The sequence below is a fragment of the Burkholderia sp. 567 genome, assembly GCF_040545115.1.
Classification (GTDB): Bacteria; Pseudomonadota; Gammaproteobacteria; order Burkholderiales; family Burkholderiaceae; genus Burkholderia; species Burkholderia ambifaria.
In genome coordinates, this window is the sequence record NZ_JBEPLG010000010.1 from 86318 (window position 1) to 105430 (window position 19113).

A 19113-nucleotide genomic window follows, 5' to 3' on the forward strand; every position below is an offset into this window, starting at 1 on the left:
GCGCGCCGGGCTTGGCGTGTCACGCGCCGCCTTCGAAGCCGGCCTGGCGCCACGCCTCGAACACGACCACCGCCACCGTGTTCGACAGGTTCAGGCTGCGATTGCCCGGTCGCATCGGCAGGCGCACGCGCTGTTCGTTCGGGAAGCGCTCGAGCACGTCGGCCGGCAGGCCGCGCGTTTCCGAGCCGAACACGAACCAGTCGCCCGGCACGAACGCGTGGTCGTGAAAGCGGCCCGAACCGCGGGTCGTGAACGCGAACATGCGCGCGGGATCGGGCGCTTCGGCCGCGACGAACGCGTCCCAGTCGCGGTGCACGCGCATTTCCGCGTACTCGTGATAGTCGAGGCCGGCGCGGCGCATCTTCGCGTCGTCGAGCGGAAAGCCGAGCGGCTCGATCAGGTGCAGGCGCGCGCCGGTGTTGGCGCACAGGCGGATCACGTTGCCGGTGTTCGGCGGAATTTCGGGGGCGACGAGGATGACGTTGAACATGGTTGGGTCTGGCTGGGCCGGCCGGGGCGGCGCAACGTGCACGCGATCCCTGCCGGCCGGTTCGTGACGACCGTCGCCGCGTGCGGGCGGCCGGCCTCTCTATCTAATTAATCCCTGGCGGTGCGCAGCGCAACCAGATTCGTCACGCGCGCGGCGCCCGCCGCCTTCAATGCATGCGCGGCGGCCGCGAGTGTCGCGCCGGACGTCATCACGTCGTCGACGAGCGCCACGTGGCGGCCGACGAGATCGTCCGTCACCGCGAACGCGGCGATCACGTTGTCGCGCCGCGCGCGCCGGTCGAGCCGCGACTGCGGCGCGGTTTCGGTCACGCGCGCGAGCAGTGCCGAGTCGGCGCGCACGCCGAGCCGGCGCGCGAGCGGACGCGCGATCGCCCACGCCTGGTTGTAGCCGCGCGCGACGAGCCGTCCATGGGACAGCGGCACCGGCGCGATCACGTCGAAGCCGCCCGCCGTGCGCAGCGCGTCCGTGTCGTCGATCCGCTGCGCGAGCCGGGCCGCGAATTCCGCGCCGAGTGCGAGCCGCGCATGAAACTTCAGCCCGCGCGCGAGCCCGTCGAGCGGCGCGCGGTAATCGGCGAGCGCGAGCGTCGCGTCGAACGGCGGCGGTGTCGCGCGGCACGCATCGCACCGGTAGGCGAACGAAGCCGCGACGCCGGCATGCCGACCCCGCGATCCGTGCGGTCGCGGCCGCCCGCTGCCGAGCGGCACCGCGCAGACGTCGCAGCGCAGTCGCGCTTCATTCCAGTACGCGGCGTCGCAGGCGCTGCAAATCACGGCGTGTGACAAATTGCCGCACAGTGCGCACCGATTCGGCAACGCGAGCGCGATGACGCGCACAGCGAGCGCGCGAACCTGCGACAAAACGACGCGCATCTGGCGCGGGGCGAAACGGCGATCCATTCGCGAAGACTCCTGGGGGCCCCGTCTCGCTGAAGGCCGCGAGGCGAGCGAGTATACTTCGGGCTCTTCGCCAGTGTGCCCGACATGTCCCCAGCTTCGACTTCAACCGGCCGTCCGGCCAATGACGCCCGGCGTTTGCGGCGGATCTTCGATCGCCGCGCCGCCGCGTTCGACGCGGTCGCGTTCCTGCCGCGCGAGATCGCGCAGCGGATGAACGAGCGCCTCGAATACATCAAGGTGAGCCCGGCAGCCGTGCTCGATGCGGGCTGCGGCGCGGGCGACGACCTGCCGGCGCTGCGCGCGCGCTTTCCCGAAGCCCCGGTGTTCGGCGTCGACCTGTCCGGCGCGATGCTCGCGCGAGCGGGGCAGCGCGAGGTCGAGCAGACGAGCTGGCGGCGCTGGCTGCCCGCGTCGCTCGGCCGGGCACTGGGCCAGCGCGGCCCGCGCGTCGCGCACGCCGATTTCTCGGCGTTGCCGTTCGCGGCCGGCGCGTTCGACCTGATCTGGTCGAATCTCGCGCTGCACTGGCATTCGCGTCCCGACACGGTATTCCCCGAATGGCAGCGCGTGCTGCGCGTGAACGGCCTGCTGATGTTCAGCACGCTCGGTCCCGACACGTTGCGCGAGTTGCGCGCGGCCTGCGCGGAAGCCGAAGCGGCGCTCGGCATCGCGCCGCCCGCGGCGCGCGTGATCGATTTCGTCGACATGCACGACCTCGGCGACATGCTCGTCGAGAGCGGCTTCGAGATTCCGGTGATGGACCAGGAAGTGCTCACCGTCACGTACAAGACACCCGATTCCCTGCTGGCCGACGTGCGCCGCTGGGGCGCCTATCCGTTCGAGCGCGCGGCGCCGCAGCGCGCGACGCGGCGCTTTCGCGCGGCGCTCGGCGACGCGCTGGAAGCGCGCCGGCGCGCGGACGGCACCATTCCGCTCACGTTCGAGGTGATCTACGGCCACGCGTGGAAGGCCGTGCCGCGCACGACTGCCGAGGGGCACGGGATCGTGCGCATCGAAGATATCGGCAAGGGGCGTCCGAAGAATCGGTAAAGCGGTAAAGAGGGGTTTTGTTATGTCCGAAATTAGCGGTGCAAAGCGGGGTCGAATTGACGCGAAAAACGGCCGGAAAGCTTGTGGCGCTTGGCTCGCGGGCCGATAGCCGCTTGCTTGTGGATGCCATTGAACCCGCCTATAATGCGTCAGCTTGTCGTCCCGGGGTCCCCGCAATACGGGGCGACGAGTCCGATGCAGGCATGCATCGCATGCCATTCGCGTGAGGCGGCGATGGGAGCAGCGAGGGGTTTGGCGGAGACGACGAACGGTGAACCGGTCCTCGCAGACTGGCTCATGAAACGCAATTGTTCGGTGTCGCCGCGCCAGTTCGTGCTGTTTTACGCGTCGCTCGCGAGCTTCTCGCTGGTGATCGCGGCATTGCTGATGTGGCGTGGGGCCTGGCTCGTCATGCCCTTCACCGGAATCGAATTGCTGGCGGTCGGCGTCGCGTTTGCGATCTATGCCCGTCATGCGGTCGATTACGAGCGCATCAGGCTGTTTCCGCACCGGCTCGTGATCGAGCGGATGGATGCGGAGCGGTTCACGCAGATCGAATTCAACCCGCGCTGGGTGCGGGTCGAGCCGGGTGCGACGCCACGCGATCCGATTCGACTGGTATCGCGCGGGCAGACCGTCGTAATCGGGCAGCATCTCGCGCAGCACAAGCGTGCGCAGTTCGCCGACGAACTGCGCGTGTCGCTCAGGCGCTGCGGCTGACGAGGCGCGGGCACCGGCCGGAACAGGCCGGCGGCTTGCGACGGGGGAGGGGTTTGAATGGAAATTTTGGGTAAGGATGCTATGAAAACAATCAAGCGAGCCCTCACGGGCGTGCTGGCATGCAGCGGATTGCTCTTTGCCGGCGCTGCTCTGGCGGTCGGTGATAGCCCGGGCGGCCCCCGCGTCAACGAGATCAACTTTCAGCCGCCGGTCACGAAGATCGCCGAGGAGCTCTACGATCTCCACACGATGATGCTGATCCTGTGTACGGTGATCTTCGTCGGCGTGTTCGGCGTGATGTTCTATTCGATCTTCGCGCACCGCAAATCCAAAGGCCACAAGGCCGCCAATTTCCATGAAAGCACGACCGTCGAGATCATCTGGACGATCGTGCCGTTCGTCATCGTCGTGCTGATGGCGCTGCCGGCCACGAAGGCCGTCGTCGCGATGAAGGACACGACCAACGCCGATCTCACGATCAAGGTCACCGGTTACCAGTGGAAGTGGGGCTACGACTACGTGAAGGGCCCGGGCGAGGGCATCGGCTTCCTGTCGACGCTCAGCACGCCGCGTGACGAAGTGATGGGCAAGAAGCCGATCACCGAAACCTACCTGCAGGAAGTCGACAACCCGCTCGTCGTGCCGGTCAACAAGAAGATCCGCATCATCACGACCGCGAACGACGTCGTTCACTCGTGGTACGTGCCCGCATTCGGCGTGAAGCAGGATGCGATCCCCGGCTTCGTGCGCGATACGTGGTTCAAGGCCGACAAGGTCGGCACGTTCCGCGGCTTCTGTACCGAGCTGTGCGGCAAGGAACACGCGTTCATGCCGGTCGTGGTCGTGGTGCTGTCGGACGACGACTACGCGAAGTGGGTCACCGCGCAGAAGGCCAAGCTGGCCGGCGCCGCGGTCGATCCGAACAAGGTCTACACGATGGCCGAACTCGTCGCGCACGGCGAGGAAGTCTACAAGGCGAACTGCGCGGCCTGCCACCAGGTGAGCGGCAAGGGCCTCGGCGCATTCCCGGCGATGGACGGCAGCCCGATCGTGAACGGCCCGATCGCCGGCCACGTCGAGCGCGTGCTGCACGGCAAGGGCGCGATGCCGTCGTGGGCGTCGCTGTCGGACCTCGACATCGCATCGGTCGTCACGTACGAGCGCAACTCGTGGGGCAACCACAAGAACGATCTGCTGCAGCCGAAGCAAGTGGCTGACGCGCGCAACGGCAAGATGCCGGAAGACACGGCGGGCGTCGCGGCACCGGCCGAAGCGGCCTCGGCACCGGCGCAAGCCGCGTCGGGCGCGGCCGAGCAGTCGGCGGCGGCATCGGCGGCAGCGCCGGCATCGACCGCGCTGTCGACGATCTACTTCGAAACGGGCAAGAGCGTGCTGCCGGCCGACGCGAAGGCGGCGATCGCCGCAGCGGCCGACTATGCGAAGGCACATCCGGACGCGAAGCTCGCGCTGTCGGGTTTCACCGACAAGACGGGCTCGGCCGACGCGAACGCCGAACTCGCCAAGCATCGTGCACAGGTCGTGCGCGACGCGCTGAAGGCAGCAGGCGTGGCGGAAGACCACATTATTCTCAAAAAGCCGGAAACGATCACGGGCGGGGCTGACGCGAAGGAAGCCCGGCGAGTCGAGATCGGGCCGGCGGCTTGACGTGTCGCTGAGTTAGTCGACGTATTCGCATTAGGAGATTCTCATGTCTAGCATCGGGCACGACGTAGTCGCGGACCACGCGCACGACGACCACGCGCACGAAACACCGCATGGCTGGCGGCGCTGGTTGTTCGCCACCAACCACAAGGACATCGGTACGCTGTACCTGTTGTTCTCGTTCATCATGTTCCTGTCGGGCGGCGTGATGGCCCTCGGCATCCGTGCCGAGCTGTTCGAGCCGGGCCTGCAGATCATGCGTCCGGAGTTCTTCAACGAACTCACGACGATGCACGGCCTGATCATGGTGTTCGGCGCGATCATGCCGGCGTTCGTCGGCTTCGCGAACTGGATGATTCCGCTGCAGATCGGCGCGTCCGACATGGCATTCGCGCGGATGAACAACTTCAGCTTCTGGCTGCTGCCGGTCGCGGCCGTGCTGCTGGTCGGTTCGTTCTTCGCGCCGGGCGGCGCGACGGCCGCCGGCTGGACGCTGTACGCACCGCTGTCGACGCAGATGGGCCCGGGCATGGACTTCGCGATCTTCGCGGTCCACATCATGGGCGCGTCGTCGATCATGGGCGGGATCAACATCGTCGTGACGATCCTGAACATGCGCGCACCGGGCATGACGCTGATGAAGATGCCGATGTTCGCATGGACGTGGCTGATCACGGCGTACCTGCTGATCGCCGTGATGCCGGTTCTGGCAGGCGCGATCACGATGGTGCTGTTCGACCGCCACTTCGGCACGTCGTTCTTCAACGCGGCAGGCGGCGGCGACCCGGTGATGTACCAGCACATCTTCTGGTTCTTCGGCCACCCCGAGGTGTACATCATGATTCTGCCGGCGTTCGGGATCGTGTCGCAGGTGATCCCGGCGTTCGCACGCAAGACGCTGTTCGGCTATAGCTCGATGGTGTACGCGACGGCTTCGATCGCGATCCTGTCGTTCATGGTCTGGGCGCACCACATGTTCGCGACGGGCATGCCGGTCACCGGCCAGCTGTTCTTCATGTACGCGACGATGCTGATCGCGGTGCCGACGGGCGTGAAGGTGTTCAACTGGCTCGCGACGATGTGGCGCGGCTCGATGACCTTCGAAACCCCGATGCTGTTCGCGATCGGCTTCCTGTTCGTGTTCACGTTCGGCGGCCTGACGGGCCTGATGCTGGCCATGGCGCCGCTCGACATCCAGTACCACGGCACCTACTTCGTGGTGGCGCACTTCCACTACGTGCTGGTGGCCGGGTCGCTGTTCGCGCTGTTCTCGGGCTGGTACTACTGGGCGCCGAAGTGGACGGGCTGGATGTACAACGAGACGCGCGGCAAGATCCACTTCTGGGCGTCGATGATCTTCTTCAACCTGACGTTCTTCCCGATGCACTTCGTCGGTCTCGCGGGCATGCCGCGCCGCTATGCGGACTACCCGGCGCAGTTCACGGACTTCAACCAAGTTGCGACGATCGGCGCATTCGGCTTCGGCCTCGCCCAGGTGTACTTCCTGTTCGCGGTCGCGCTGCCGGCCTACCGTGGTGGCGGCGAGCTGGAAAAGGCGTCGGACAAGCCGTGGGATGGCGCGACGGGCCTCGAATGGACGGTGCCGAGCCCGGCTCCGTTCCACACGTTCGAGCAACCGCCGCACGTCGAATAAGTTTCACCCAGCGTTCCGCCGCTGCCTGCCGCGCAGGCAGGCGCGGCGGGCGCGGAATCGAGTTTCAGCGAAGTTTCAGATGAACCGGAATCCACAAGAAAGACGAACGCCCGAGCAGATTCGCGCGGGCAACAAGCGGCTCGGCCTCACCCTGCTCGTCATCGCCGCCGTTTTTTTCGTGGGTGTCGTGATCAAGCAGTGGTGGCTGTCCACCCACTGATGCAGTAACTGACGCAGTAGCGAGGAAGTCGTCGTATGTCGAAGCCGGAAGAGGGCGCAGCCGATCGCGCGTTCAATCGTTCGATGCTGGTGAAGCTCTTCGTCGTGGCCGGACTAATGTTCGGCTTCGGCTTCGCGCTGATTCCGATGTATCGCGCGATTTGCCAGATCACCGGCATCAACAACCTGGTGCAACGGGATGTCAGCGAGCGCGAGGCGAAGAACACGCAGGTCGACTATGGCCGCACGGTGTCGGTCGAGTTCGATGCGAATGCGCGCGGCCCGCTCGGTTTCAAGCCGGAGCACAACAGCCTCGACGTGCATCCGGGCGAACTGACGACGATCGTCTACGACGTGACCAACGGGCAGGGCCGGCCGGTGGTGGCGCAGGCGATTCCGAGCTACGCGCCGAAGCAGGCGACGGAGTTCTTCAAGAAGATCGAGTGTTTTTGCTTCACGCAGCAGACGCTGGCCGCGAACGAGTCGCGCAAGATGCCGGTGGTGTTCGTGATCGATCCGAAACTGCCGAAGGACGTGAAGACGATCACGCTGTCGTACACGTTCTTCGAACTGAATACGCCGGCCGAGCCGGCGCCGGCACCGCGCAAGACGGCGGCGCAGGGCGCGGCGAAACCGGACGCATGACGAGGGAGACGGGGCGATGACGGAGACCAAGCGGAGCGGGTCGTTCGGCCAGGCGGTGCGCGCGGTGTTGTGGTCGTTCTTCGGGGTGCGCAAGCGGCGCGACCTGGAGGCCGATGCGACGCAGCTCAATCCGCTGCATGTGCTGATCGTCGCGTTGATCGCGGCCGGCGTGTTCATCGGCGTGCTGATCCTGATCGTGCGTGCGGTCGTGGGCTGAGGCCCGCGACCACGAAAGAATGCAGTGCGTGGCGCCCGGGCGCCGCGTGCGGGAAAGAGCGGCGGCGGTCGCGCCGCGCAAGAAATACAGCCGGAGCGGTTTCCGGTACATAAATTGGACTGAAGTGGAGAATCAAGCATGAGCGGTCAAAACCAGACCCCGTACTATTTCGTGCCGCATCCGTCGCAGCATCCGATCAGCGCGGCCGTCGGCCTGCTGGTCATGCTCGGATCGGTGGCGCTGTGGATCAACGGTCACGACTGGGCGCCGTACACGGCGCTGCTCGGCCTGCTGTGGTTGCTCTTCACGCTGTATCACTGGTTCGGCGACGCGATCGCCGAGTCGGAAGGCGGTCATTACGGCAAGAACGTCGACAAGTCGTACCGCTGGAGCATGAGCTGGTTCATCTTCTCGGAAGTCATGTTCTTCGGCGCGTTCTTCGGCGCGCTGTTCTATGCGCGTGAAATCGCGCTGCACCAGCTCGGCAGCCTCGACTACAAGCTGATCTGGCCGGATTTCTCCGCCGTGTGGCCGAACGAAGGCCCCGCCGCGCTCGCCGGTCACTTCAAGACGATGGGCCCGTGGCCGATCCCGACGCTGAACACCGCGTTCCTGCTGTCGTCGGGCGTGACGCTGACGATCTCGCACCACGCGCTGCGCGACAATTACCGCAAGAAGGCGATCGCGTGGCTGGCCGCGACGCTCGCGCTCGGTATCTGCTTCCTGTTCCTGCAGGGCTTCGAGTACTACCACGCGTACAACGAACTGAACCTGACGCTGAACTCGGGCGTGTACGGCTCGACGTTCTTCCTGCTGACGGGCTTCCACGGCTTCCACGTGTTCCTCGGCGGCACGATGCTCGCGGTGGTGCTGGTGCGGATGATCCGCGGCCACTTCAAGCCGGATCACCACTTCGCATTCGAAGGCGCCGCGTGGTACTGGCACTTCGTCGACGTCGTCTGGCTCGGCCTGTACGTCGTCGTCTACTGGCTGTAAATGGAACAACGGCCCGCGCAGCGATGCGCGGGCCGTTTTCATTGGCGAAGGCGACGCAGCGGCCGGCTGCTTGCGCTCGACGCCCCCGGCGCCGCCGCGACTCAGTCAGGCGGCGCTTTTGCTTGGTGGCGCCGCCATGCGGCGAAATGTCACGGCAGCCGGCGTGGCGAATGCATCAACGCCCGATCGGCAGGCCGGTCGAATGGATCCAGCCCATCCAGTTCGCGAACAGGATGAACAGGAACAGCGACACCGACAGCCCGACGCGGGTGGCCAGCGACCAGACCATGCGCTTCGTATGGCCGCGGTCGTGCATCATGAAGTAGAGCGCCGAGCCCATGCTGGCGATGATGAGGACGAAGGCGATGGGAACGAGGATGTGCATGACACGAACCGGACGACGGCAATTCGAAAGGAAGAGGATAATTATCGCACTTCGCTTTCGCGAATGCGCCCGGCGGGCGGCCCGATGAAGATCCGCTGGCTGCCTGCGCTGCTGATTCTCGTCGTCGTCGCGGTCACGATCCGCCTCGGGTTCTGGCAGCGCGAGCGCGCGCACCAGAAGGAAGCGCTGCAGGCGAGCGTCGTGCGCTACGAGCACGCGGCGCCCGTCGACGTCGGTGCGCAGCCGATTCCGCTCGCGTCGATCGAGTTCCACCGCGTGCGGGCGCGGGGCCGCTTCATGCCGGAGCAGGCGGTGTTCCTCGACAATCGGCCGTATAACGACCAGCCGGGTTTTTACGTCGTGATGCCGTTTAAACTCTCGGGCGGCGGCGTCGTGCTGGTGAACCGCGGCTGGCTGCCGCGCAACATCGCCGATCGCACGGCGATCGAGCCGTTCGCGACGCCCGACGGCGACATCGAGATCGAAGGCATCGCGCGCGCCGACGCGTCACGTGCGTTCGAACTCGGCGAAGGCGGCTCGGCCGCGCACCAGAAGATCCGGCAAAACCTGGACGTCGCCGCGTATGCGAAGGAAACGGGGCTGCCGCTGCAGCCGTTCGTGATCCAGCAGACGAGCGACGACGGCGACAAGCTCGTGCGCGACTGGCCGGCGGCGACGACCGGCGTCGAGCGCAATTACGGTTACATGTTTCAGTGGTGGGCCATGGCGGCCGCCGCGCTCGGCTTCGGCCTGTACGCCGCGCGGCGTGCGGCGAAGAAGTCGGCCGGCGCGTGAGCGCCATGCCCGGACGCGGCGGCGGCGCCGCGGGTTCGTTTCGAGAGGTCTGATTTGTCCATGCAATCTTCCCGTCAGGGTCCGGCCGCGACGCCGGTTTCGCCGGCGGCCCGCAAGCGCGGCCGCTGGATGCTCGTGCTGCTCGGGCTCGTGTGTGCGGCGCCGATACTCGCGTCGTACTTCACCTATTACGTGATCAAGCCGAAGGGCGGCTCGACCAACTACGGCACGCTGATCGAGCCGCAGCGGCCGATCCCGGCCGACCTGCAGGTCACCGACGAAACCGGCAAGACGGTGCCGCTGTCGTCGCTGCGCGGCGTGTGGCTGTTCGTGATGACCGACCGCAGCGCGTGCGACGACGCATGCGCGCAAAAGCTCTATTTCATGCGCCAGATCCGCGTCACGCAGGCGGGCGAGCGACACCGGCTCACGATGGTGTGGCTGCGCAGCGACGCAGGCGCGGTGCCGCCGAAGGTGCTGGAAGCCTATCCGGACACGCGCCGGCTGGTCGCCGATCCGGCCGCGGTCGCCGCATGGCTGCCGGCCGACGCCGGCACGAAGGACAGCGACCACCTCTACATGGTCGATCCGAACGGCAACCTGATGATGCGTTTCCCGAAGAACCCGAACCCCAGCAAGATCAAGGCGGACGTCACGAAGCTGCTGAAGTGGTCGAGCATCGGCTAAGGCGAGACAACGAGGCAACCATTCGATGTCGTATCTACTGCAACTCGGCCTGATCGGCCTGTGCATCGCGCTGCTGCCGCTGTCGTACGTGTGGGTGAAGGCCGACGACGACAAGTTCCGCAAGCTGGTGTGGATCACCACGTTCCTCACGCTCGACCTGGTGATGTTCGGCGGCTTCACGCGGCTGACCGATTCGGGGCTCGGCTGCCCGGACTGGCCCGGCTGCTACGGCACGTCGTCGCCGTTCATCGCGCACGCCGCGATCACGGCCGCGCACCAGGCGATGCCGACCGGCCCCGTCAGCATGACGAAGGCGTGGATCGAGATGATCCATCGCTATTTCGCGATGGCGATCGGCGTGCTGATCATCGCGCAGGTCGTGATCGCATGGTCGGCGCGGCTGCGCCGCCGCCCGCTGCACGTGTCGCCGTGGTGGCCGACGAGCCTGCTGCTGCTGATCGTCGTGCAGGGCGTGTTCGGCGCGTGGACGGTCACGATGAAGCTGCAGCCGGTGATCGTCACGACCCATCTGCTGCTCGGCCTCGCGCTGCTCGGCACGCTCGGCTGGCTCGCCGCGCGGCAGACGCCGCTGCCGTCGCATGATCCGGAGGCCGGCCGCTACCGCGCGGCCGCGCTCGCGGCGCTGGTGCTGCTGGTCGTGCAGATCGCGCTCGGCGGCTGGGTGAGCACCAACTACGCGGTGCTCGCGTGTACCGATTTCCCGACCTGCAACGGCCAGTGGCTGCCGTCGATGAACTTCGGCCAGGGCTTCCATCTGTGGCGCGCGCTCGGGATGACGAAGGACGGCGACGCGATCACGCAGGACGCGCTGGTCGCGATCCACTGGACCCACCGCACGTTCGCGTTCGTCGTCGTCGCGTATCTGGTCGCGTTCGCGCTGAAGATGCGCCGCTTCGAGTCGCTGCGGCGGCCCGCGAACGGCGTGCTGCTGGTCGTCGTGCTGCAGTTCCTGACGGGCCTGACCAACATCGTGCTGCAGTGGCCGCTGCCGGTCGCCGTCGCGCACAACGGCGGCGCCGCGATCCTGCTGCTGCTCGTCGTCATGTTAAACTTTCGCATCCTTTCAAGCCGCCCCGGCCGTGTCGTGCAGCCCGCGCGCGACGCCGCCCCGGCGTGACCGTCCCCATGCAAAGCACCCTCTCCCAATCGCCCGGTAGCCGGTTTTCGCAGTACATGGCGCTGACGAAGCCGCGTGTCACGCAGCTCGCGGTGTTCTGCGCGGTGATCGGCATGTTTCTCGCGACGCCGGGCATGGTGCCGTGGCATGTGCTGATCGGCGGCACCATCGGCATCTGGCTGCTGGCCGGCGCCGCGTTCGCGATCAACTGCCTCGTCGAGCAGAAGATCGACGCGATGATGCGCCGCACCGCGTGGCGTCCGTCCGCGCGCGGCGAGATCACGACCCCGCAGATCCTGCTGTTCTCGGCCGTGCTCGGCAGCGTCGGCGCGTGGACGCTGTATACGTTCACGAACCCGCTGACGATGTGGCTGACGATCGCGACGTTCGTCGGCTACGCGGTGGTCTATACGCTGCTGCTCAAGCCGATGACGCCGCAGAACATCGTGATCGGCGGTGCGTCGGGCGCGATGCCGCCGGCGCTCGGCTGGGCCGCGGTCACCGGCGCGGTGCCCGGCGACGCGTGGATCCTCGTGCTGATCATCTTCGTGTGGACGCCGCCGCATTTCTGGGTGCTCGCGCTCTATCGCCGCAAGGATTACGAAAACGCGGGCCTGCCGATGCTGCCGGTCACGCACGGCGAAAAATTCACGCGGCTGCACATCCTGCTGTACACGGTGATCCTGTTCGCGGTCACGCTGATGCCGTTCATCTCCGGGATGAGCGGCGTCGTCTACCTGGCGAGCGCGGTGCTGCTCGGCGCGGTGTTCCTCGCGTATGCGTGGAAGATCTACCGCGATTATTCGGACGAACTCGCCCGCAAGGCGTTCCGCTACTCGATCGTCTACCTGTCGCTGCTGTTCGCCGCGCTGCTCGTCGATCACTATGCGCGCCCGCTGCTCGGCGTGTAACCGCACGGTTTGAACGCAATGCTCCATTCACGGTTCGGGCGCCGCGCGCGCCAAGGCTGGATGCTCGCCTGCGCATTCGCGGCAGCCACGCTGCTCGCGGGCTGCGACAACGCGCCGAAATTCCAGAATCTCGACATCACCGGCAACACGCAGTTCGGCAGCGACTTCTCGCTGCCCGACACGACCGGCAAGGTGCGCACGCTCGCCGACTTCAAGGGCCGTGCCGTCGTGATGTTCTTCGGTTATACACACTGTCCGGACGTGTGTCCGACGACGATGGCCGAACTGTCCGAGGCGCTGAAGCAGCTCGGGCCCGACGCCGCGAAGCGCGTGCAGGTGTTGTTCGTCACCGTCGATCCGGAGCGCGACACGCCCGCGTTGCTCGGCCAGTACGTGCCCGCGTTCGATCCGTCGTTCATCGGCCTGCGGCCGGCCGACGAAGCGCAGCTCAAGAAGGTCACGAAGGATTTCCGCGTGTACTACGCGAAGGTGCCCGGCAAGACGCCCGGCAGCTACACGATGGATCACACCGCCGCGAGCTACGTGTTCGATCGCGACGGCAAGCTGCGCCTGTTCGTGCGCGACGGCCAGGGCCCGGGCCCGTGGGTCCACGACCTGAAACTGCTGGTCGACTGAGCGGCGCGCGCCGCATGATCGGCCGGGCGCCCGCCCGGCGACACGCGTGACGGCCGCGATACGCCGTCACGCATGCCTCCCTCTTTCCCTCGATCTGCATTCACCGCCTCGCGCTGCCGCGGCGGCGTGCTTGCGCACGTGCAGCGGCGCCCGCGCAGCGGCGCTCGCGCGTTACGGCAGCGCCGGCACGTTGAAACCCTGCGCGGCGCGCGTGATCTTGAATTCGGTCACCCGATACGTCGCGAGCCCTTCGGTCACGAACGGATCGGTGTCGAGGATCGCGTCCAGTTCGTCGCGATCGATCCGGGCCGCGAGGATCACGCCGCCTTCGCGCGGCACCTTCGGCCCCGCCGCGATGAAGATGCCGCGCTCGAACAGCGGCTGCAGATACGCACGGTGGCGTTCGAGCGCATCGTCGATGTGTTCGAGCGACGCGTGGTAATGGATGTCGATGACGTACATGGATGGCCCCGGAATGTCGCCGGCGCGTGTCGCGCCGGCCCGCCGGTCTTTTTAGCACAGCGGCCGCTGCGTGTCGTGCCGGCCGTCGTGCGTCGGCCGCGTGTATTCAAGTTGTAAGTCTCGCTGCCGTAAATACGGGGGCAACCGTTTGCGCGCGACCGGCCGTTCGCGCGCATCGCGGTATCGACTTCGACGACGAGGCACGCAGATGAGCAGAATGAGTTTGAACCGCAAGCTGTGGCTCGCGCTTGCGCTGGTATGGGTCGGGCTACTCGGCGTCGGCGCATGGAGCGCGTACGAGACGCGCGCGACGATGCTCGCCGAACGCAAGGCAGGCATCGCCAACCTGGTCGAATCGGCGGCCGGCATCGTCAACGCCTATCACGCGCTCGCGCAGAGCGGCACGCTGCCCGAGGCCGACGCGAAGCGCGACGCGCTCGCGAGTCTGGCGGCGATGCGCTACGGCGAGTCGGGCTACGTGTTCGTGATGGATTCGAAACCCGTCGTGCTGATGCATCCGACGCTGCCGAAGCTGGTCGGCACGCAGGTCGGCGACTATCTCGATCCGGACGGCAAGCCGCTGTTCGTCACGATCCTGAACGCCGCGAAGGCGACCGGCAGCGGCTTCGCCGAATATCGCGGGCGGCTGCCGCACAGCGAGACTGCGGTGCCGAAGATCAGCTACGTCACGCGCTTCGCGCCGTGGGACTGGAACATCTCGAGCGGCGTATTCCTGAAGGATATCGATACCGTCTACTACCGGACGCTGTTCGGTCACCTCGCGGTCGTGCTGGTGATCGGCTTCGTGATCAGCGCGGCGATGCTCGTGATCATCCGCAACGTGCGGGGCAGCCTCGGCGGCGAGCCCGATGAAGCGGCCGCGCTGGCGAGTCGCATCGCGCAGGGCGACCTGACGCGGCCGGTGCCGGTGCGCATGGGCGACAGTACGAGCATGATGGCGGCGATGCGCGACATGCAGGCGCGCCTTCAGGCGACGATCGGCGGGATCCGCCAGTCGGCCGAGTCGATCGCGTCGGCGAGCCGCGAGATCGCGTCCGGCAACGACGACCTGTCGCAGCGCACCGAGGAGCAGGCCGCGTCGCTGGAAGAAACGGCCGCGAGCATGGAGCAACTGACCGCGACGGTGAAGCAGAACGCCGACAACGCGCGGCAGGCGAGCGGGCTCGCGAACAACGCGTCGGAGATCGCGCGGGCGGGCAACGACGTCGTGAACCGCGTGATCGGCACGATGGGCGAGATCGACGACAGTTCGCGCAGGATCGCCGACATCATCGGCGTGATCGAGGGCATCGCCTTCCAGACCAACATCCTCGCGCTGAACGCGGCGGTCGAGGCCGCGCGCGCCGGCGAGCAGGGGCGCGGCTTCGCGGTGGTCGCGGGCGAGGTCCGTTCGCTCGCGCAGCGCAGCGCGACGGCCGCGAAGGAGATCCGCGAGCTGATCGTCGCTTCGGTGGAGCGCGTGCGCAACGGCTCGACGCTGGTCGGCCAGGCCGGCACGACGATGGGCGAGATCCTGCAGGCGGTCGCGCGCGTGACCGACATCATGGGCGAGATCGCGGCCGCGTCCGAAGAGCAGGCGAGCGGCATCACGCAGGTCGGGCGCGCGGTCACGCAGATGGACCAGGTCACGCAGCAGAACGCGGCGCTGGTCGAAGAGGCCGCCGCGGCCGCGGCGTCGCTTCAGGAACAGGCCGGGCGGCTGCGCGGCGCGATCGGCGCATTCCGGGTCGCCGAGGCCGGCGGCCTTCGCTGAAATGCAACTAACGGCCGAGTCGCCCGCACGCCGCGGGGCACTGCCGCGGTGCATACCCATATGAGCGGGATGTATTTCACTTCCGGCCGATCCTGTGACACCATTTGCCCCTTCCTGCGAGTCCGGGCATACCCGTATCGCGCCCCCATTTTCAGTTAGCAAGAAAGCGAGAAACAGATGAAGCGTCGCAGTCTCCTGAAGGTATTTTCCGTGCTGGCCACCGGCGCCGCGCTGACGCTGTCGGCGGGTGCGCACGCCGAAGACAAGGTGATCAAGGTCGGCACGGTGGCCGGTCCGGATTCGGAAGTGTGGCAGGTCGTGCAGAAGGTCGCGAAGGAGAAGCAAGGCCTGAACGTGAAGGTCGTCGAGTTCAACGACTACGTGCAGCCGAACGCGGCGCTCGATTCGGGCGACCTCGACGCGAACAGCTTCCAGCACCAGCCCTACCTCGACAGCCAGGTGAAGCAGCGCGGCTACAAGCTCGTCACCGCGGGCCTGACCTACATCTCGCCGATCGGCGTGTACTCGAAGAAGTTCAAGTCGCTGAAGGACCTGCCGCAAGGCGCGAAGCTCGCGGTGCCGAACGATCCGTCGAACGAGAACCGCGCGCTGCTGCTGCTGCAGACGCAAGGCGTGATCAAGCTGAAGGCGGGCGCCGGCACGGGCGGCAACAACGCGACCGTGCTCGACATCGCCGAGAACCCGAAGAAGCTGAAGATCTCCGAGCTCGACGCCGCGCAACTGCCGCGCGTGCTGTCGGACGTCGACGCGGCCGTGATCAACACGAACTACGCGCTCGCCGCCAACCTGCAGCCGACCAAGGACGCGATCGCGCTCGAATCGCTGACGAGCCCGTACGCGAACGTGATCGCCGTGCGCGCGAAGGACAAGGACCAGCCGTGGGTGAAGAAGCTGGTCAAGGCGTACCAGTCGCCGGAAGTGCGGGAATTCATCAAGAAGCAGTTCAAGGGCTCGATGGTCGCGTCGTTCTGAACGCCGCACCGCGGTCGGACCGCTGAAATCTGAAACGAAAGGGCCTGTCTCGCACAGGCCCTTTTTCATTGGTGTGGCCGCTGGACGGCCACCCGGCGTCAGGCGGTCAGCGCGTGCTCACATCTCGCCGCGCCGCGAGCAGATCGACATGATCTGCTGGATCGCGTAGTTGTCGCGTACGCCCGGCAGCGACTGCACGACGCACTCGTGAAAGCGCCGCTCGCGCGGCAGCAGCATCGCGTTGTTGCGGTACAGCGCATCGCACGAGCGCTGGATCAGCTGGGCCGCCGCGCCGTTACGGCTTTCGCGCAGCGCGTTAAGCATGCAGTCGTCGTACTGCGCGTAGTCGTCGCCCAGCGCGAATGCCGCGCCCGGCAGCACCAGTGCAATGGCCGCACACGCGAGCGCACGGATCGCCCGTTTCATGTGCCCTCCGAGGGTGGGGATGGGGTCGGCGGACAGCATAGCGTAAAGCCGCAAGAGCGGCTCACGCGTTGCGCCGATACCGTGCGCGGACCGCCGTCGGCTTCCCCTGTTTTCCTCTGACGAAAATACCGGTTTCGTACCAGTACTGTGCGACGCGAGCGCATTGCCATATACTGTATATCCATACAGTTGTGGGTGGCGTCATGCTCGCATCCTCCATTTCTCCCGAATCCCTGCATCCGTCGCTCTGGCGCGGCTCGCAGCTGGCGCGCGGCGGTCCGCGCACGATCGACACGGGCTTCGCGCCGCTGTCCGCCGAACTGCCGGGCGGCGGCTGGCCGGTCGGCGGCCTCGTCGAACTGCTGGCCGCGCAGCCGGGCTGCGGCGAGATGCGGCTGCTCGCGCCGGCGCTCGCGCGTACCGTCAGCGCACGGCGGCCGCTCGCGCTCGTTGCGCCGCCACAGTCGCCGCACGCGAGCGCGCTGGCCGGTCTCGGCGTGCCGTCCGACGCGCTGCTGTGGCTGCGCGCCGGCAGCCGCATCGATGCGTTGTGGGCCGCCGAGCAGGCGCTCAAGACGGGCTGCTGCGGTGCGCTGCTGCTCTGGGAGGACGCGCGGCCCGACGCGCTGCGGCGTCTGCATCTCGCGGCCGCGCGCACCGGCGACACGCTGTTCGTGATGCTGCGCCCGCTGGCGGCCGCGCGGCAGCCGTCGCCGGCCGTGCTGCGCGTCTCGCTGCATCCGGTGCCGGGCGGTGTGTCGCTCGACATCGTCAAGCGTCGCGGGCCCGCGCGCAGCGAGCCGCTCACGCTCGATTTGCCATCGCCCATCGTGGAGAGCCGCTATGCGCGTCTTGCTCGGCATCCATCTGCCGCGCCTGCCGCTCGACGTGTGCGCCCCGCCGCCGTCTGACGCAGAGGCCGGTGCGGCCGGCTGCGCGGTGCTCGAGCAGGGTGTCGTGCTGATCGCCGATGCGGCCGCGCGCCGGCACGGCGTGCGCGCGGGCATGAAGCGCGGCGGCGTGCTGACGCTCGCGCCCGACACGCGGCTCGTCGAACGCGATCCCGCCCGCGAGGCCGATGCGCTGCGCGCGGTCGCGCTCGCGTTGCTGCGCTTCTCGCCGTGCGTCGCGCTCGACGACGAAGCGACGCTCCTCGTCGACGTCGGCCCGAGCCTGCGCCTGTTCGGCGGCCTGCCGTCGCTGTGCCGCCAGGTGCGCGCGACGCTCGCGGCGCTCGGCTATGCGGCGCGCCTGTCCGCCGCGCCGACCGGGCGCGGCGCGTGGCTGCTCGCGCGCACGTCGGCGCGTGCGCGGGTCCGGCGCCGCGTGGCCGGGCCGGCTTCGCTCGTCCGTGCGCTCGATCGTTTGCCGTGCGTGCTGCTGCCCGACGCGCGCCCGTATGCGGGCTGGTTCGACGGCCTCGGCTGCCGCACGCTCGCCGATCTGCGCCGCCTGCCGCGCGCGGGGCTGCAGCGCCGCTGCGGTCCCGCGCTGCTCGCCGCGCTCGATCGCGCGTACGGCGATGCGGTCGAGCCGCTCGCGTGGATGGCCGTGCCGCCCGTGTTCGACGTGCGGCTCGAATTGGCGGAACGCGTCGAATACGCGGAAGCCGTGCTGTTCGTCGCGCGGCGGCTCGTCGTGCAGCTTTGCGGCTGGCTGGCCGCGCGGCAGCTGTCGCTGGCCGCGATGACCTTCGAGCTCGAGCACGAGCGCGGCCGCCAGGCCGTGCCGCCGACGCCGCTCGAACTCGCGTTCGCCGCGCCCGTGCGCGACGAAGCGCACTTCATGCGGCTGCTCGGCGAGCGGCTCGCGCGCGTCGAGTTGCCGGCCGCGGTGATCGCGGTGCGGCTCACGGCCACGCGCGTCGAATCGGTCGCGCCGCCGGCCGACGATCTCTTTCCCGAGCCGGGGGGCACGAAAGAGACGCGTGCGCGGCTGTTCGAACTGCTGGTCGCGCGGCTCGGCACGGAGAACGTGCTGCGCGCGGCCCCCGTTGCCGATCACCGGCCCGAAGCGGCGAACCGCTGGCTGCCGCTCGATGCGCAGGCGGCCAAGCCGGCAGGCGGCCTGCCGGCTGCGCCGCCGCGTCCCGCGTGGCTGCTGGCCGAGCCGCAGCCGTTGCTGATGCGCGCGAACCGGCCGGTGTTCCATACGCCGCTCAGGATGATGTCGTCGCCCGAGCGGATCGAGGCCGGGTGGTTCGACGGTCAGCTCGTGGCGCGCGACTACTACGTCGCGCAGGACGAGGCCGGCGCGTGCTACTGGGTCTTTCAGGAACGGTTGAGCAGCCAGGCGGATCCGCACTGGTTCCTGCACGGCCTGTTCGGGTGAGC

General features: G+C 67.6%; 22 protein-coding genes. 17 read left to right on the plus strand and 5 right to left on the minus strand.

Annotation, left to right across the window (positions count from 1 at the left end):
• Positions 1-19 precede the first annotated feature (19 nt).
• Together trmL and ABIC50_RS26335 are read right to left on the minus strand one after the other, a co-directional pair.
• Positions 20-490: a tRNA (uridine(34)/cytosine(34)/5-carboxymethylaminomethyluridine(34)-2'-O)-methyltransferase TrmL gene (gene trmL, locus ABIC50_RS26330; protein ID WP_006752065.1), complete on the minus strand. Its 471-nt coding sequence runs from the start codon at positions 488-490 to the stop codon at positions 20-22.
• 107 nt (positions 491-597) lie between these two features.
• A complete protein-coding gene (locus ABIC50_RS26335) occupies positions 598-1410 on the minus strand; it encodes a ComF family protein (protein WP_354167929.1) in 813 nt (270 codons plus the stop codon).
• Between the two features lie 84 nt (positions 1411-1494).
• Here ABIC50_RS26335 and ABIC50_RS26340 point away from each other — a divergent pair, with 84 nt between their 5' ends.
• From ABIC50_RS26340 to ABIC50_RS26375, 8 genes are all read left to right on the plus strand, one after another.
• Positions 1495-2460 carry a methyltransferase domain-containing protein gene (locus ABIC50_RS26340; RefSeq protein WP_012364770.1) on the plus strand — a complete coding sequence of 322 codons (966 nt, stop codon included), beginning with the start codon at positions 1495-1497 and terminating at the stop codon, positions 2458-2460.
• A 195-nt stretch (positions 2461-2655) separates the two neighbouring features.
• Positions 2656-3180, plus strand: a complete 525-nt coding sequence (locus tag ABIC50_RS26345) for a DUF2244 domain-containing protein (protein WP_011658003.1) — start codon at positions 2656-2658, stop codon at positions 3178-3180.
• A 57-nt stretch (positions 3181-3237) separates the two neighbouring features.
• Positions 3238-4845, plus strand: a complete 1608-nt coding sequence (coxB, locus tag ABIC50_RS26350; protein WP_354167932.1) for a cytochrome c oxidase subunit II — start codon at positions 3238-3240, stop codon at positions 4843-4845.
• A 43-nt stretch (positions 4846-4888) separates the two neighbouring features.
• Positions 4889-6496, plus strand: coding sequence for a cytochrome c oxidase subunit I (ctaD, locus tag ABIC50_RS26355; protein ID WP_006752060.1), 1608 nt, complete (start codon positions 4889-4891; stop codon positions 6494-6496).
• 79 nt (positions 6497-6575) lie between these two features.
• Positions 6576-6716 (plus strand): cytochrome oxidase small assembly protein, encoded by a 141-nt coding sequence (locus ABIC50_RS26360; RefSeq protein WP_006752059.1) that lies wholly within the window; start codon positions 6576-6578, stop codon positions 6714-6716.
• 35 nt (positions 6717-6751) lie between these two features.
• Complete coding sequence (locus ABIC50_RS26365; RefSeq protein ID WP_165752070.1) at positions 6752-7360, plus strand: cytochrome c oxidase assembly protein; 609 nt, start codon at positions 6752-6754, stop codon at positions 7358-7360.
• A 16-nt stretch (positions 7361-7376) separates the two neighbouring features.
• Positions 7377-7577, plus strand: a complete 201-nt coding sequence (locus ABIC50_RS26370; RefSeq protein ID WP_006752057.1) for a DUF2970 domain-containing protein — start codon at positions 7377-7379, stop codon at positions 7575-7577.
• Positions 7578-7715: 138 nt separating this feature from the next.
• Positions 7716-8573 (plus strand): cytochrome c oxidase subunit 3, encoded by an 858-nt coding sequence (locus ABIC50_RS26375; protein WP_105832975.1) that lies wholly within the window; start codon positions 7716-7718, stop codon positions 8571-8573.
• 175 nt (positions 8574-8748) lie between these two features.
• Here ABIC50_RS26375 and ABIC50_RS26380 read toward each other — a convergent pair whose 3' ends face one another.
• Positions 8749-8958, minus strand: a complete 210-nt coding sequence (locus ABIC50_RS26380) for a twin transmembrane helix small protein (protein ID WP_006752055.1) — start codon at positions 8956-8958, stop codon at positions 8749-8751.
• Positions 8959-9042: 84 nt separating this feature from the next.
• On the opposite strand from ABIC50_RS26380, the gene ABIC50_RS26385 reads away from it, so the two are divergent.
• Genes ABIC50_RS26385 through ABIC50_RS26405 form a run of 5 tightly spaced genes read left to right on the plus strand, consistent with a single transcriptional unit; the run spans position 9043 to position 13125 of the window.
• Complete coding sequence (locus tag ABIC50_RS26385; RefSeq protein WP_241244881.1) at positions 9043-9753, plus strand: SURF1 family protein; 711 nt, start codon at positions 9043-9045, stop codon at positions 9751-9753.
• 60 nt (positions 9754-9813) lie between these two features.
• Positions 9814-10440, plus strand: coding sequence for an SCO family protein (locus ABIC50_RS26390; RefSeq protein ID WP_011658000.1), 627 nt, complete (start codon positions 9814-9816; stop codon positions 10438-10440).
• Positions 10441-10465: 25 nt separating this feature from the next.
• Positions 10466-11578: a COX15/CtaA family protein gene (locus ABIC50_RS26395; RefSeq protein ID WP_138847120.1), complete on the plus strand. Its 1113-nt coding sequence runs from the start codon at positions 10466-10468 to the stop codon at positions 11576-11578.
• An 8-nt stretch (positions 11579-11586) separates the two neighbouring features.
• Positions 11587-12489, plus strand: coding sequence for a heme o synthase (gene cyoE / locus ABIC50_RS26400; RefSeq protein WP_006752051.1), 903 nt, complete (start codon positions 11587-11589; stop codon positions 12487-12489).
• Between the two features lie 18 nt (positions 12490-12507).
• Positions 12508-13125, plus strand: a complete 618-nt coding sequence (locus ABIC50_RS26405) for an SCO family protein (protein WP_105787167.1) — start codon at positions 12508-12510, stop codon at positions 13123-13125.
• A gap of 171 nt (positions 13126-13296) precedes the next feature.
• On the opposite strand, the gene ABIC50_RS26410 is transcribed toward ABIC50_RS26405, so the two are convergent.
• Positions 13297-13587, minus strand: coding sequence for a YciI family protein (locus ABIC50_RS26410; protein ID WP_105832978.1), 291 nt, complete (start codon positions 13585-13587; stop codon positions 13297-13299).
• A 208-nt stretch (positions 13588-13795) separates the two neighbouring features.
• Here ABIC50_RS26410 and ABIC50_RS26415 point away from each other — a divergent pair, with 208 nt between their 5' ends.
• Both ABIC50_RS26415 and ABIC50_RS26420 read left to right on the plus strand, forming a co-directional pair.
• Complete coding sequence (locus ABIC50_RS26415; RefSeq protein ID WP_354167935.1) at positions 13796-15361, plus strand: methyl-accepting chemotaxis protein; 1566 nt, start codon at positions 13796-13798, stop codon at positions 15359-15361.
• A gap of 177 nt (positions 15362-15538) precedes the next feature.
• On the plus strand, positions 15539-16354 hold the full coding sequence (locus ABIC50_RS26420; protein WP_011657995.1) for a MetQ/NlpA family ABC transporter substrate-binding protein: 816 nt from the start codon (positions 15539-15541) through the stop codon (positions 16352-16354).
• A 117-nt stretch (positions 16355-16471) separates the two neighbouring features.
• On the opposite strand, the gene ABIC50_RS26425 is transcribed toward ABIC50_RS26420, so the two are convergent.
• Positions 16472-16780, minus strand: a complete 309-nt coding sequence (locus tag ABIC50_RS26425; RefSeq protein WP_011657994.1) for a VF_A0006 family four-cysteine protein — start codon at positions 16778-16780, stop codon at positions 16472-16474.
• A 203-nt stretch (positions 16781-16983) separates the two neighbouring features.
• On the opposite strand from ABIC50_RS26425, the gene imuA reads away from it, so the two are divergent.
• The gene (gene imuA / locus ABIC50_RS26430; RefSeq protein ID WP_354167937.1) at positions 16984-17691 is read left to right on the plus strand and encodes a translesion DNA synthesis-associated protein ImuA; all 708 of its coding nucleotides are present in this window, start codon (positions 16984-16986) and stop codon (positions 17689-17691) included.
• Positions 17624-19111, plus strand: coding sequence for a Y-family DNA polymerase (locus ABIC50_RS26435; protein WP_175656254.1), 1488 nt, complete (start codon positions 17624-17626; stop codon positions 19109-19111). The genes imuA and ABIC50_RS26435 overlap by 68 nt, the downstream gene beginning before the upstream one ends.
• Positions 19112-19113 lie beyond the last annotated feature (2 nt).